Source organism: Dermabacter sp. HMSC08H10 (assembly GCF_001807585.1).
GTDB lineage: Bacteria > Actinomycetota > Actinomycetes > Actinomycetales > Dermabacteraceae > Dermabacter > Dermabacter hominis.
The window spans coordinates 12009-26023 of record NZ_KV789425.1 but is presented as its reverse complement, the minus strand read 5'-3'; the positions used below and the strand labels follow the sequence as shown (position 1 = coordinate 26023).

15 protein-coding genes are annotated in these 14015 nt (G+C 64.1%); 10 read left to right on the top strand and 5 right to left on the bottom strand.

Translation table 11 applies throughout. The features are described from left to right. Window positions 1-48: 48 nt before the first annotated feature. Genes HMPREF3176_RS05845 through HMPREF3176_RS05830 form a run of 5 tightly spaced genes read left to right on the top strand, consistent with a single transcriptional unit; the run spans window position 49 to window position 3925 of the window. Window positions 49-807, top strand: a complete 759-nt coding sequence (locus HMPREF3176_RS05845; RefSeq protein WP_016662974.1) for a hypothetical protein — start codon at window positions 49-51, stop codon at window positions 805-807. Next, window positions 804-962 (top strand): hypothetical protein, encoded by a 159-nt coding sequence (locus tag HMPREF3176_RS10335; protein ID WP_016662973.1) that lies wholly within the window; start codon window positions 804-806, stop codon window positions 960-962. Before HMPREF3176_RS05845 ends, HMPREF3176_RS10335 begins: the two co-directional genes overlap by 4 nt. Before the next feature lie 9 nt (window positions 963-971). Further along, window positions 972-1736, top strand: coding sequence for a HisA/HisF-related TIM barrel protein (locus HMPREF3176_RS05840; RefSeq protein WP_016662972.1), 765 nt, complete (start codon window positions 972-974; stop codon window positions 1734-1736). Further along, window positions 1733-2542 (top strand): SseB family protein, encoded by an 810-nt coding sequence (locus HMPREF3176_RS05835; RefSeq protein ID WP_070458902.1) that lies wholly within the window; start codon window positions 1733-1735, stop codon window positions 2540-2542. Before HMPREF3176_RS05840 ends, HMPREF3176_RS05835 begins: the two co-directional genes overlap by 4 nt. 9 nt (window positions 2543-2551) lie before the next feature. Continuing rightward, a complete protein-coding gene (locus HMPREF3176_RS05830; protein ID WP_070458900.1) occupies window positions 2552-3925 on the top strand; it encodes an MFS transporter in 1374 nt (457 codons plus the stop codon). A 103-nt stretch (window positions 3926-4028) separates the two neighbouring features. Here the strand turns inward: HMPREF3176_RS05830 and HMPREF3176_RS05825 are convergent, their stop codons facing one another. The 4 genes from HMPREF3176_RS05825 to HMPREF3176_RS05810 are packed head-to-tail and all read right to left on the bottom strand — an operon-like array spanning window position 4029 to window position 7985. Further along, window positions 4029-4781: an iron ABC transporter ATP-binding protein gene (locus HMPREF3176_RS05825; protein WP_070458898.1), complete on the bottom strand. Its 753-nt coding sequence runs from the start codon at window positions 4779-4781 to the stop codon at window positions 4029-4031. Then, window positions 4778-5959 carry an iron chelate uptake ABC transporter family permease subunit gene (locus tag HMPREF3176_RS05820; RefSeq protein WP_083286276.1) on the bottom strand — a complete coding sequence of 394 codons (1182 nt, stop codon included), beginning with the start codon at window positions 5957-5959 and terminating at the stop codon, window positions 4778-4780. Before HMPREF3176_RS05820 ends, HMPREF3176_RS05825 begins: the two co-directional genes overlap by 4 nt. Further along, window positions 5949-6968 (bottom strand): ABC transporter permease, encoded by a 1020-nt coding sequence (locus tag HMPREF3176_RS05815; RefSeq protein ID WP_070458896.1) that lies wholly within the window; start codon window positions 6966-6968, stop codon window positions 5949-5951. Before HMPREF3176_RS05815 ends, HMPREF3176_RS05820 begins: the two co-directional genes overlap by 11 nt. A 12-nt stretch (window positions 6969-6980) precedes the next feature. Next, window positions 6981-7985, bottom strand: coding sequence for a siderophore ABC transporter substrate-binding protein (locus tag HMPREF3176_RS05810; protein ID WP_141742374.1), 1005 nt, complete (start codon window positions 7983-7985; stop codon window positions 6981-6983). 393 nt (window positions 7986-8378) lie between these two features. Here HMPREF3176_RS05810 and infC point away from each other — a divergent pair, with 393 nt between their 5' ends. Genes infC through HMPREF3176_RS05785 form a run of 5 tightly spaced genes read left to right on the top strand, consistent with a single transcriptional unit; the run spans window position 8379 to window position 12596 of the window. Beyond that, window positions 8379-8966: a translation initiation factor IF-3 gene (infC, locus tag HMPREF3176_RS05805; RefSeq protein ID WP_051120580.1), complete on the top strand. Its 588-nt coding sequence runs from the start codon at window positions 8379-8381 to the stop codon at window positions 8964-8966. A 29-nt stretch (window positions 8967-8995) separates the two neighbouring features. Beyond that, on the top strand, window positions 8996-9190 hold the full coding sequence (gene rpmI, locus HMPREF3176_RS05800) for a 50S ribosomal protein L35 (RefSeq protein WP_016662964.1): 195 nt from the start codon (window positions 8996-8998) through the stop codon (window positions 9188-9190). Between the two features lie 48 nt (window positions 9191-9238). Further along, complete coding sequence (gene rplT, locus HMPREF3176_RS05795; protein WP_016662963.1) at window positions 9239-9619, top strand: 50S ribosomal protein L20; 381 nt, start codon at window positions 9239-9241, stop codon at window positions 9617-9619. An 8-nt stretch (window positions 9620-9627) separates the two neighbouring features. After that, complete coding sequence (locus HMPREF3176_RS05790) at window positions 9628-10503, top strand: TrmH family RNA methyltransferase (protein ID WP_070458894.1); 876 nt, start codon at window positions 9628-9630, stop codon at window positions 10501-10503. After that, on the top strand, window positions 10500-12596 hold the full coding sequence (locus tag HMPREF3176_RS05785; RefSeq protein ID WP_070458892.1) for a bifunctional copper resistance protein CopD/cytochrome c oxidase assembly protein: 2097 nt from the start codon (window positions 10500-10502) through the stop codon (window positions 12594-12596). Before HMPREF3176_RS05790 ends, HMPREF3176_RS05785 begins: the two co-directional genes overlap by 4 nt. Here the strand turns inward: HMPREF3176_RS05785 and HMPREF3176_RS05780 are convergent. Continuing rightward, window positions 12584-13972 (bottom strand): family 4 glycosyl hydrolase, encoded by a 1389-nt coding sequence (locus HMPREF3176_RS05780; protein ID WP_070435819.1) that lies wholly within the window; start codon window positions 13970-13972, stop codon window positions 12584-12586. The two genes, HMPREF3176_RS05785 and HMPREF3176_RS05780, sit on opposite strands and share 13 nt — an antisense overlap. Window positions 13973-14015 lie beyond the last annotated feature (43 nt).

The following is a 14015-nucleotide window of genomic DNA, read 5'->3' as shown; positions in this document are numbered from 1 at the left end:
CGTGAAGGTGACGGACCCGCCCACCGACGTCGACGAAAGGCCCGCACGATGACCGCGACCCCCAGCAACGGCGAGAACGGCGAGAGCGATCGCGATAAGGCGAAAATCGATGCCGAGTTCGAGGCGATGATGCGGGGGATCGACATCGACGATTCGATCCTAGGCTCAGGGGACGAACCGCCCACCGGATACGCGGTTCCCGGCAGTCTGCGCAAGCCAACGGGACCCAACACGCCGGGAAGCGCCGGCTCGCTCACGGGCCCCACTCCAGCGACGCCCGGCGGAAGCGGCGATGACGTGGAGGTCCCCGACGATCTCTCGACCCTCCATGATTCCGCGCCGGCCGAAGACCCGGCAGCCCCCACCCCGATCGCCATTGTCGCAACCCCACTCGCGTCGGCGAAGGCGCTCGCGGGCGTGGTGCGTCTTGCGCTCGCCGCTGAAGACGATCGCACACCGTTTCCCGAGGGAGCCGTCACTGCGCAGGCGGAAACAGGCGCGATCCTCACGGGCCACGTGGATGAGGAAGAGGCACACACGCTTGCCCGCCTCGTGTCCCTCGGGCTTCAGCGCCAAGGCGTCGTGATGTTTTGGCGCCGCGGTGATCGCATGATTGCGTTCCGCTACCGCGCGGGTCGCAACGAAGGGGAGACCTCACCGGCACTCGTGCTCGGCGCGCTCGCGGGGGAGGTCGAGGATCTTCTCCTCGGCGTCGATGCGCTCGAGGATCTCGAGGAGACGTACGATCCCTCGAGCATCAGCCGCCTCGAAGCGGTGAAGTGGATCGCGGGCGGGCGACGCAAGTGATTCTCGCCTACGTCATGCTTGCCTTTGGAGGGATTCTCCTCGGCGGCGCCTACTCGTTCACGAAGCAAAAGAAGCCGGTTCTCGCTGTCATCGCGCTCGCAGTTACTGGCCTCGCGTGCGTTCTCGTCGCCTTTTGGCGTATCCGGATGGGCTAGGGATGGAGCATGTCTCAGCTCACCCTTCTGCCCGCTATTGACATCGCGGATGGGGCTCTCGCGCGCGCACCGCGCGGGCACGACGGCCCGCACCCAGCCGAGGCTGCGCGCCTCTTCGCGCGCAGCGGCGCCGCGTGGATCCACCTTGCTGACCTCGACCGGGCTTTTGGGAGAGGGAGCAATGACACGCTGCTCGCCGAGATCGTGCGCGGCGCACAGGACCTCGGGGTTCGCACCCAGTGTTCGGGCGGTATCGACTCTCCCGATGCCCTCACCACGGCGCTCGCAACCGGGTGTGCGCGCGTCAATCTCTCCGCTTCCGCGCTCGCGGACCGTGGCTTTGTGCGAGAGGCGATTGATATGCACGCAGAGCGTATCGCCGTGTGCGTCGACGTGCGCGGAACCCTCGTTCACCCTCGCGGAAGCGCGGACCCCATCGGGGAGCTCACGGACATCCTCGCGTTTCTCAACGACGCGGGCTGCGCTCGCCTCATCGTCACGGAGATCGATCGCGACGGCGCTCTCTCGGGCCCGCCCCTTGCCCTCCTCGAGAGCGTCTCGAGGGCGACCGACGCCGAACTCATCGCATCGGGAGGAATCGCGGATCTGAAAGACATCGAGGAGCTCGCGCGGCTTGCCGGCCACACCCGAGTGGCGGGTGCCATCATGGGCCGTGCCCTCCTCGAAGGGCGCTTTGGTCTCGCGGAGGCTCTCGCGTGCGTGCAGAGAGCCGAAAGCGAGGGTGCCGAGCAACCGTCGGAAAGGAAAAAATGAGCCTTCGGAGACAAGATCCCAAGGTCGCGCGCACGCTACCCCCGCATTTCGCAACGAAGGATCAGCGCGCGGACACCGCGGGAACACCGTGGCACGGGCGCGACCTCACGCCCTCACACTTCCCCGGTGATGTGGGGGAGCGACACGAGGGTGTCGCCAAGGCGCTCGACGCGTGCGATGCGGGGGAGGACCCTACACGCGAAAAGCTCGTCGAGGCCCTAGCCGGCACGCGTGTGCTCATTCCAATCCAAGCGATCGCAACCGAGACCGCGACAACAGCGAGCGGGCTGCACGCCGATAACGCCTCCGACATGGCTATGCTCAAGCTTCAACTGCGCGATGGGCACATGGCGCTTCCCGTGTTCACAAGCGCCGCGGCTCTATCCGCGTGGAGTCCCGAGGCCCGACCCGTGCCGATGGTGCTCGAACAGGCAGCTCAGTCGGCCGTCGCCGAGGGGTGCACGTGCCTCGCCCTCGACCTCGGACGCGACGGCGCACCGCTCGTTCTTCGCCGATCGGCGCTCTGGGCAATCGCGCAGGGCAGGCGTTGGTGCGCGCCTTACAAAGACTCGACGGTGCTCGACGAAATTGAGGCGCTCGTGGCTGCCATCGACGGAGTTGAGGGTGCCGAAGTGCTGGCAGGGCAGGAGCGCGAAGTCGAGTTGAAGCTCGGCCTCACTCCCGGCCTCGAGCAAGCAGAGCTCGATGCACTCATGGCGCGGGTCCACACCTACCTCGCCCACTCCCAGGTCATCGCGGAGCGAGTCAGTTCCCTGAAAATCACCGTGATCCCCGCGCGGCGATAGGATCGTCTGGTGGCTCTTTCGACGTACCGCGAGGTTCTCCAGGTTCCCAAGGCACCCTCCATTTATCTCCTTGGGTTCCTCGCACGCTTCCCGTTTTCTGCAACGGGTCTCGTGCTGACGCTCCACACCGTCATGAGCCTCGGCCAGAATTACATGATGGCCGGCCTCGTCGTGACCTCTTCGACCCTTGGTGCAGCGATCTCGGCGCCGTGGCGAGGGCGGCTCATGGATACGAAGGGGCTTGCGCGCACCCTCATCCCGCCGATCATCGTCAACCTCGCCTTTTGGGCGATCGCGCCGTTTTTGCCGTTCGGACTTCTCCTCCCAGCGGTCTTTGTTGCGGGGCTGTTTTCGATCCCGGTCTTTTCGATCGTGCGTACCTCCCTTTCGGTCGTCATCCCCGCAAAAATCCGTAAATCCGCGTTCGCTCTGGACTCCGTTATCACCGAGTTCGTGTTCATGCTCGGCCCGGCTGCGGGAACCGTCCTTGTCTTCACGTGGGGCTCGTACGTGGCGATGTGGGTGATCGGCGGCGCGGTTGTCATCGCCGGCATCGGGCTCATGATCGTTGACCCGCCCCTCTCGAGCGAGCAGATCGTGCTGCCCACACGTATGCCCGAGCCGCTCGAAGTTGCTGAGAGCGGCCTCGAGCGCTCGCCCGCAGCGGTCGCTGAGCGCATCGCCTTCGAGAACACACAAACCGGTCAAATCACCGCTCTGTCCCAGGCCGACCTCGACGAGACCTCTCCCGAAACGTCGCGAGCGCTCGACGAAGCCCGCTCCCTCGCGCGCAGGCAACTCCTCTCGCTCGGCGGCATCGCGATCCTCATCGCGACGGCGGTGGGCAGCGTCATCCTCGTCACCGGGGACTTGGGCATCGTTGCCCTCATGGAAGAACTCGATCACAAAGACTTCATCGGCCCCGTCGTCGCGATCTGGTGCCTCGGCAGCGCGATCGGTGGCCTCGCCTACGGCGCCATGAAAAACGATCTTCACCCGCTGTGGGTGCTGTTCTGGCTGTCGATCGTGACCATGCCCATTGCGCTTGTATCGAACCTTCCCACGGCCTTCATCCTGTGCTTCATATCCGGGCTCGGGATCGCGCCGAGCATCGCCGCAACGGGCGAAGCGATCTCGCGGCGCGTTCCCGAGATTGCGCGCGGCGAGGCCATGGGCTGGCACGGTAGTGCCATGACGATCGGCTCGAGCCTTGGCAGCCCAATCGTGGGCGTCGTCATCGACGCGGGTGGCGCCGGCGCGGCGTTCTTTTCCGCGGGTGCGTTCGGTCTTGTTGTCGCCGCGTGCGGGCTTGTAGCCATGCGCGTGCACCGCTCGCGCGTGAGGGCGCGCGCAGCGCAAGAACTCGGTATCGAGGCGGCCTAGGCGACCGTCGGCCCCAGAACGGTTCGGGCAGCCGCCTGACGTGCCCTGATTCCCGGCCCGCCCAACCGGCTTTTGCCGCCCTCAGATGGCGTGTGCGGCAGGTCTAGAAATAGACGGCGAGCGGCCCGCGCGGCCCGTCAACGACGTCGACGTCGGTCTTGAACACGCGCGAGAGGGTTTCGCCGCACACGATTTCGATGGGTGAGCCCTGGACGGTGACCTTGCCGTCGTTCATCGCGATGATGTGGTCCGCGTAGTGGGCCGCGAAGTTGATGTCGTGCACGACGATCACGACCGTGCGCCCCAGCTCGTCGCTCGCGCGACGAAGCTGTTTCATCATTTGCACGCTGTGCTGCATGTCGAGGTTGTTGAGTGGTTCATCGAGCAGCAGATATTCGGTGTCTTGCGCGAGCACCATCGCGACGTATGCGCGCTGGCGCTGGCCTCCCGAAAGCTCGTCGAGAAAGCGATTCTCGAGCGGCGTGAGGTTTACGAAGTCGATCGCTTCGGACACGATTCGCTCGTCTTTGACGGTGAGCCGGCCACGCGAATACGGGAAGCGACCAAAAGCGACGAGCTGGCGCACCGTGAGGCGAGTGACGAAGTGATTGTCTTGGCGGAGGATCGCGAGCATCGTCGAGACTTCGCGCGAGGGCATCGTGGCGATATCGCGTCCGTCGATCGTGACGGTGCCCGAATCCGCCTCGAGCAGGCGGCCAATCATGGTCAGGAGAGTAGATTTGCCCGCGCCGTTCGGGCCCACGAGAGCGGTGAGGCCGCTCGAAATCTCGACGTTGACGGGACCGATCTGTACGCCCTGCCCATAGTTTTTCGTGAGGTTCTCTACGCGAATCACAGGCGCCCCTTTCGGAGGATGAACAGCAAGAACGCGAGCCCGCCAATGAGCTCGATGATGACGGTGACCGCACCCTGCGCGTTAAAAATGTGCCGGAGGATGAAGTAGGCGAGCGTCATGACGTCATAGCCGATGAGGACCGCCGCGGGAAACAGGAGCCGGTGGTCATAGGTGTCGGTGAGCTGGTAGGTGAGGGCGGCGATGAGGAAGCCGAGGAAGGTCATCGGGCCGACGAGCGAGGTCGTCATCGCCATGAGAATCGAGACGAGGAGAAGCACGAAGATCGTTGCGCGCTTGTGGTGAACGCCGAGGTTGGTCGCCGTTTCACGTCCGAGTGCGAGGACGTTGAGGCGAGGCGAGTAGGCGAACAGCAGTGCTGCGGTGAGCGCGACGATCGGGATCACGAACGGGAGGTGGCTGAGTTCGGCGTTTGAGATATTGCCGAACATGCGGGTAGTGAGGATATCGAAGTCGCTCGGATCAAGCAGCCGCTGCATAAACGTTGAGAGTGAGCCTAGGCCGCCGCCGAGGATGATTCCCACGAGGAGCATGACGTGAATGCTGCCCGTCTTAGAGTTGAGCAGCCAGCCGTACAAAAGCCCGGAGAAACCCACCATGAGGGCTGCCATAAGGAAGAACTGCCCGGTGCCCGTGAGCTGCGTAATCCCCGCCGCGCCAAGGAAAAATACCGCGGACGTGTGCAAAAGGACGTACAGCGACTCGAAGCCCATGATCGAGGGCGTGATGATGCGGTTTGCCGTCGCCGTTTGGAAGGCGATGGTGGCGAATGCCTGGCACGTGGCGACCACAGCCATGACGACGATCGCACTCGCGCGCATCGTCGCGATCCGCCAGAAACCCTCGCTTCCGAAGGGCAGCGGGTTGTTCCACGCCAAGATTCCGGTGGTCGTCAGCACCGCAATCGTGGCGAGACTCGCGAGCAGGAGCGCGTATCGGGTGCGCGAGGAACGGGTGATGAAGGGACCGGAGTGTCGTTCGGGAGCGCACGCGCTTACGCGCGCTGGTCCGACGGTTGCCAGCAGATTGGGAATGCCCTTGTGCGTGCGCTGCTCCTGGGCTTTCTCGACGTCGCGAATGTCGGTGACGGTCGCGAGCGAGGGATCCTTGAGAGTTGCCGCGCTCGGATGGAGGTTGGGGTCGCGAGTGCTATCGTCCACGACGGTTCCTCCTCACGATGAGGGCGAGAAAGACTGCCGCGCCAATGATGCCGAGCACGACGCTCACGGGCATCTCGAATGGGGCGATGATCGTGCGTGCGATGAGGTCGCAGACCGTCACGACCCATACCCCGAGCAGCATGACCCAGGGGAGGTTCGAGCGCAGATCGTCTCCGCGGACCATCGAGACCATGTTCGGGACGATGAGGCCGAGGAAGGGCAGACGCCCCACGATCACGGTGACAATTCCGGTTGCCACTGAGACGAGGAAGACACCGAGAAAAACGACGGCGCGATAGTTGAGGCCCACGTTGGTGGCGACGTCCTTGCCGAGGCCCGCGACCGTAAAGCGATCCGCGACGATGAATGCTGCGACGAGAACGAGGAGCACGAGGAAGAGGAGCTCGTAGCGGCCGCGCACAAGGCCCGTGAAACTTCCCGTGAACCAGATGCCGAGGCTTTGCAGCGTGTCGGTTTCGAGGGCAATAAAGGTTGTCAGTGATCCGACGACAGCGCCGAGCATGATGCCGACGATGGGCACGATGAGAGAACTCTTAAGGCTCACGCGCTCGAGAAATGCGAAGAACACGAGCGTGCCGATGAGCGCGAAGATAATCGCGCCGATCATGCGCGGGACGAGTCCGGCCGTGGGGAAGAGGATCATGACGGTGATCAGGCCGAGACTCGCCCATTCGGTTGTCCCCGTCGTGGACGGCTCAACGAACTTGTTTTGCGTGAGCAGCTGCATGATGAGGCCGCACATGGCCATCGCACTGCCGGATAGAACGAGTGCGAGCGTGCGCGGAACGCGAGTGATGAGGAAAATGTCCCAGCCACGCTCGCCGCCCGTGATGTCGTAGACGCCTACGAAAAGGGAGAGCGCCAAAAGAGCGAGGGTCGCGACGATCGCACACATGAGCGCGATGCGGTTACGCCAGGGGCCCGCGAGCGACGTGGCGCTCGCGGGCGTTGCGGCTGTCCTTGAGTGGGAGGTCTCGCTCAGGCTCATGCGAATGAGGTCTTAGTTTTTCTTCGCCTCGAGGGCACTCGCAAAGGTGTTGAGAACTTCCGTGTAGGCCTGGATGTCTTCGGTCGTGTAGAACGTGGCTGGCATGTAGACGACATTACCCTCGGTGATGGCCGTGACGTGCGAGAGGGCCTCGGCCTTTTCGATGAGCTCCGCTGCGGGCTGGTAGCCTTCCTCGTCAGCGGCGACGGCTGCGTCGCGGTCCATGACGATGATCCAGTCGGGGTTCGCGGTGGCGATGGCTTCGAGGGAGACGTCATCGCCCTTGTGATCGCTCGTGCCTTCGACCTCGAGCGCGGGAGTGAGGCCGAGGACGGGGAAGAGTGGGCCGACCGCCCTGCCGGTCTTCGGCGCCGCATAGTTGATGGTTCCGCCCGAGGTCACGAGGCCCATGACCGTATCGTCGGTGGAGTATGCCGCCTTGACGCGCTCGATCGCGGCTTCGAAAGCCTCGATGAGTTTTTGAGCTTCGGCTTCGTGCCCGAGGGTAGCGCCGAGAAGTGTGATTTGGCGCTTGAGCTCGTCGTCGAGCGGTTTCTTCTCGATGTCAATGTCGGTGTCGACGATCGCCGCTTTCGGTGCGAGAGCCTTGATGTCGTCGTAGTACTGCGCATAGCGCTGGCCATTGAGCACGAGATCGGGGTCAGCCGCGACGAACTGCTCGAGATCGGGTTCGCGGTGCGAGCCCGTGTTGAGAATTTTCTCGTTGTCCCGGTAGCTGACGCCCTCTGGCATGAGGTCGCGTGGTGCAACAACGAGTTCGACCCCCCAGGCCTCGAGTGTGCGGAAGATGCGATTGTCGGTTGCCCCGATTCGCTTGGGGGAGGTGGGAACGTCGACGCTGCCGCGAGCGTCGGTGACGGTTCGTGTACCGCTTGCCCCCGAGTCGCTACCGGACGAAGCGCCTCCTTGTGATGAAGCTGAGCCACACGAAGCGAGAGCCCCAGCGGAGCAGGCAGCAAGGGCAAAAAGTCCGAGTTCTCGGCGTGTCATGGACATTACGCGTTCTCATTTCTGTGTCGACCCCGGCCGCTCATCGACTGAGGTAAGGCTGCCCTATCCTTACAGAAGTCGCCCCGATTATGCAAAATCGAGGTTTCTTAATTGGTGATGTGTGAGCGGTGTGGCGAATGGGAAAGTCGTAGGGGGTGGGTAGCGTCGGGCTTGTAAGGCCTGCCACACGGGCGCGGCCATCCCTTCCGCACAATCGCGCCGCCTGCTAGTGTTGTCACTCGGAACATTCGCGTTCCCTTACAAGTGGAGCCCACTCCCACCCGATCGGCTGCGGCTGGCGGGTCAGTACAGCGCTCGCGCCGTCGCGCGAGTCGGGCCTCCGCATGCACGGGGGCCTTTTTTGATGTTCCAGGCATTTCTATTGTGTGAGGAGCAGTCATCAGCGAACAGCGAATCAACGGGCAGATCCGCTCGCCCAAGGTCCTTCTTGTGGGGCCCAACGGTGAACAGGTCGGGGAAGTCCGTATCGAAGACGCGTTGCGGCTCGCGAACGAAGCCGATCTCGACCTCGTCGAGGTTGCTCCGGGTGCGAACCCGCCGGTCGCACGCCTCATGGACTACGGAAAGTTCAAATACGAAGCGAAGCTCAAGGCTCGCGAGGCGCGCAAGAACCAGGTCAATGCCCAGCAGAAGGAAATTCGCATGGGCCTCAAGATTGACACGCACGACTACGAGACCAAGAAGCGCAACGTCGAGAAGTTCCTCAACGGTGGCGACAAGGTCAAGGTCATGATTCGATTCCGCGGCCGTGAGCAGTCGCGCCCCGAAATGGGCATGAAGCTCATGCAGCGAATGGCTGAAGACGTCGCTGAAGCCGGCTTCGTCGAATCCCACCCGCGCGTCGATGGCCGCACGATGGTCATGGTGCTCGGGCCACACAAGAAGAAGTCCCAGGCTCGCGCCGAAGCCCGCAAGCGCAAGAGCGATGCGGAAAAGGCCGCAGCGAAGGAAGCCAGCGCCGAATAGGGCGCTTAATCAGAAGGAGAACAGGCACTATGCCGAAGAACAAGACGCACTCCGGTGCGAAGAAGCGCATCCGCATCACCGGCTCCGGCAAGCTGCAGCGCCAACGCGCAAACGCGTACCACAAGGCCGAGGCCAAGACCTCGCGCCACAAGCGCCGCCTCGCCGGCGTGACCGACGTTGCCAAGAGCGATGTCAAGAACCTCAAGCGCATGCTTGGCCGCTGAGTTTTCAGCACCCCATAAGACTTTTCATTTCGACCAAAGGAGAATCACGTGGCACGCGTGAAGAGGGCGGTCAACGCCAAGAAAAAGCGCAGGGAGATCCTCGAACAGGCCTCCGGTTACAGCGGTCAGCGCTCGCGCCTGTACCGCAAGGCGAAGGAGCAGGTGCTCCACTCGGGTACCTACAGCTACCGCGACCGCAAGGTTCGCAAGAGCGACTTCCGTCGCCTCTGGATCCAGCGCATCAATGCTGCGGCACGCGCCAACGGCATGACCTACAACCGCTTTATCCAGGGTCTCGGCCTCGCGGGTGTCGAGGTTGATCGCCGTATGCTCGCCGAACTTGCCGTGAACGACTCGGCTGCTTTCGCCCAGCTCGTGACCATCGCGAAGAACGCCCTCCCGAAGGACGTCAACGCACCGGTAGCCTGATCTACCCAATGACACACTCTGAGCGCCCGGAGGGTGCGATGCTGACGCCGCGCAGTGCGCGTGTCGGAAAAATCGCCGCCCTTTCCGGGCGCTCAGTGCGTCAGCGCGAAGGTCGATTCCGGGTGGAGGGGCCCCAAGCGATACGCGCGCTCCTCGAACGCGAAGCTCGCGACAGAGCCGAGGGGCGGGGCGGCATCCTCGACGAGCTCTACCTGACGACAAAAGCGCGCGACGCCCACCCGGAGCTCGAGCAGCTTGCTGAAACGGTCGGCGCGCGCCCGCGCCTCGTCGCCCCCGACGTCATAGAGGCCATGGTGCGCGAGCAGGGCCATCAGAGCGTCACAAATCCTCAGGGCGCCATCGCCGTTGCGCGAAGTGTGGAGCGTAACTGGCGTGATCTACTCGATGCCCAGGGGGCGGGGCCCGTGACGATCGTCGTGTGCGAGCGCCTTCAGGACCCCGGTAACGCCGGGCTCGTCATGCGCACGGCCGACGCCTCCGGCGCCCACGCCGTGTTCTTTTCCGAGGGCTCCGTCGACCCGCTCGCGCCCAAGGTTGTGCGCGCAAGTGCCGGAAGCCTCTTTCACGTCCCTTTCGCCCGCAAGGTCCCCATGGGGGAACTCCTCGACGCGCTGCGCTCTCGCAACATCGCAACGGCGGCGACGAGCCCGCGAGGCGCGCAGAATCTATTTGACTGGACTCCTCCCGAGCGCCTCGCGTGGCTCATGGGCAACGAGGCCCACGGTCTTGACGAGGCAACACTCGAGGCGGCCGATACACGCGTGGCCATCCCGATTTACGGGAGCGCCGAATCTCTCAACCTTGCAACCGCCACAACCCTGTGTCTGTTCGAGTCGGCGCGCGCACGAGCAGGTGCGCGGTGAAAGGGCTCTCGCGCACTCTCTTGCCCCTGAGCGTCCTCGTCATTGTTGCCGGTGGCCTCGCCGGGGTCCTTGGTCTCGCCCTCACCGGTGAAGCAAACGGACCGCTTGCGAGCACGTTTGGCACCATCACCAACGACCTCATCATTGGCGTCAAATGCGCCGAATACCTGGCGCTTGCCCTCGCCTTTGGCTATGCACTCACGCTGAGCCTCTTTCAGCCGGGTGTTGGCCGCACGCGCGGCCATAAGAGTCCTCGCCTGAGCGATGTGCAGGATCGGCAGCGCCGGCTCGCCGTACTCTTCACCCTCGGCTACGCGCTGCTCCTCGCGCTCGGCACCTATCTCACATACGCCAACGCGCGGGGCTCGATGTCCCCGCAGCAGCTCGGCTACTTCATATGGAGGACCGACCTGGGGCGCGCCACCGTGTGGGCCCTCGTCTTCGCCCTCCTATCCGCGGGGATCGGCGCCCTCACGAGGCACCTGCGCGGAGCAGGGTGGCTGACTGCCCTGCTTGCCCTGAGCGTCATCGCGCTCGGCTTCCTCGGGCACGCCGGCAACTCGACCGACCACCTCAACGCCGTCAACGCCATGATCGCGCACCTCCTTGGCGTTCTCACGTGGCTCGGTCCGCTCCTCGTGTTCCTTGCCGAAGCGCACCGAACCGATACCGCGACTCTCGCAACGTGGCTCAAGCGCTATAGCCCGTGGGCTCTCTTTGCCATCCTCGCACTCGTCTATTCCGGGATCATCAACGCCGCGATCCGGCTGGAAAACCCGGCGCAATTCGTCACTACTCGCTACGGATGGCTCGTGCTTCTCAAGGCCCTGCTTACGGTTGCCATCGCCGCGATTGGGTACGCGCAACGACGCCGCGCGCTCACCCCGCTTGTGAATACCTACACCTCCGTCGCGCGCGGCGACAGGATGAAGGGAACCGTCGGACCGGCCCACGCGCATGCCGAGCGCGCAGCCCGCCGCGCCTTCGCCCGCCTCGCGCGCGTGGAGGTGCTCATTGCTGCCGTCATTCTCGGCGCCTCAAGTGCCCTCGGCCGTTCCCAGCCGCCCGTGCCCCAGTACGTGCCGCCCGATACCTATCGCGTACTTTCTCTCGTAGGATACGAGCCTCCGAGCGGCGAGTTCTCCCTCCTGAGCCTCATCACCGTATGGCAGATGGACTGGATGTTCACGGGCGTTGCTGCTCTCTTTGCCGTGCTCTACCTCATGGGGCTTGCCCGTCTGCGTGCACGCGGAGACCACTGGCCGCTCTCGCGCACGATCTTCTGGCTTGCGGGGTGCCTCGCACTTTTCTGGGTGATGAGCGGTGGTGCGGCCGCGTTCGGGCGCGTGCGCTTCGATGCCCACATGACCCAGCACATGGCGCTCATGGTTATTGTCCCCCCACTTCTTGTACTCGGCGCACCGGTCACGATGCTCAGCCGGGCCGCGACGCCCAGGAGCGACGGCTCGCGCGGCATGCGCGAGTGGATCCTCGCGATCCTTCACACGCGCTACGCGGCCGTCGTCTCAAGCCCGCCGATTGCCGGTTTTCTCTTCGCGGGCTCGCTCGTGCTGTTTTATTTCACCCCGTTTTTCACGTGGGCGATGTTCGAACACGTCGGTCACCTCCTCATGACCGTCCACTTCCTCCTTGCGGGCTACCTGTTTGCGTGGGTGATTATCGGCATCGACCCCGCCCAAAAGCCCATAAGTCCCGTGCTCAAGCTCGTCACGCTGCTTGTGACGCTCACGTTCCACGCCTTCTTTGGCATCGCTGTCGTGAGCGCGACCTGGCTCATCGGCGGAGATTGGTACACGCTTCTCAATATGTTCCCGCGCGCTGAACTTGAGCGTCAGCAATTTGCGGGCGGCTCGATCATGTGGGGTATCAGCGAGGTCCCCACGGCGTTCTATGCCCTCATCGCGGGAATCCAGTGGTCGCGCAGCGAAGAGAGGGCGGCCCGTAACTATGACCGCAAGGCGGAGCGCGACGGTGGAGCTGAGCTCGAAAACTACAACGCCTACTTGCGTGCCCTACAGGATGGCGAGGGCACGCACGTAGGCGATGAGTCTGATTCCGCTCAGCGGAGGTAGGCGAGGTCCTCGGCGAAGCTCTCTTTGGCCTTCGCGAGCAGCTCGCGCGCGACACCGACGCCGTCGACGAGCGGGTGGGAGAAGAACGCCTCGACGGCCAGATCGGCGCTTCCCTCGCGGGAAGCAGCGATCACGGTGCGTTCGGCGTTCTTGACCTGGGTGACGAGGGCGAGCTGGTGGCCTGTGAGCGGGGTGACCTCCAGTGGCGTCGCACCCTTGGAGTCGATGCGGCATGGAGCTTCGACGACGGCATCGTCCGGGAGCGACGGAATGCGGCCCCTATTGGGCGTGTTGACGATCAGCTCGGTCGCCTGATCGAAGGCGAGGGCCTTCATCACGGCGAGCGCAACGCGATCGTAACCGCCCGATTCGATGTCCGCGGCCTCGCGCTCGATTCCACCCGCGGCTTCGCGGTTCGTCGCCATATACGTTTCTTCGCGCTCTTCACGCGTGCGGTTCCATGCCTCGAATGCCGCGTGCCCGTCGAGCTGCGCGGCCTCGCGATAGAAGTCGGCCTGCTGGGCGGCGAGGAAGATCCCGCGCGTTGCTTCCGCGCGGTCGTCGGCAAGGCGCGCCTCGCGCGCGTAGTAGTAGTAGTGCAGGTACTCATTCGGCAGCGCGCCAATGTGCTGAACCCACTTGGCGCCGAAAAGCTTGCCCTCCTCGAACGATTCAATGAGGTCGGGGCGCTCGAGAACCGTGGGGAGAACATCGCGGCCGTTCACGAGGATGCGGTGTACCCAACCGAGGTGGTTGAGGCCCAGGTAGTCGATGTGCACCGGACCGCCGGTTTCGAAAATGCGACTGCTCGTGCCGGGATCGACCTCGCCGGCATCTTCGAGTGCCGTGAGAGCGTGGCGGGCGAGGCCCACGGGAGAGTCACAAATGCCGATCACGCGGTCACCGAGAATCTCGCTCGAGACCTCGGTAATGATTCCCGCGGGATTCGTGAAGTTGATGAGGTAGGCGCTTGGAGCCTCATCGCGGATTGCCTCCGCGATGGCCCTCGCCACGGGAATGCCGCGAAGTGCGTAGCTCAGGCCGCCGAAGCCCGTCGTCTCCTGGCCGAGCACGCCGCACGAATGCGCGATGCGCTCGTCTTGCGCGCGGCCATCGGTGCCACCGACGCGAATTGCACTAAAAACGAAATCGGCTCCGCGCACCGCATCGCGCATATCGGTAGCGATGCGTACGCTCGGCGCATGGGGGACCGAGGCGGTCATAGCTTCGACGATCCGCGCCATCGTGCGCAGGCGCTCCTCGTTCGCGTCCCACAGGGTGAGGGCGCGAACCCGCTGTTCGGAGCTGTCCTTGAGGAGCGTGCGAACCATGAGCGGGACGCGGAAGCCTCCTCCACCGAGCAGCGTGAGTTTCATGTGAGGGCCTCCTCATGGGTGTGGTGTGAACGACGGCGAGAGA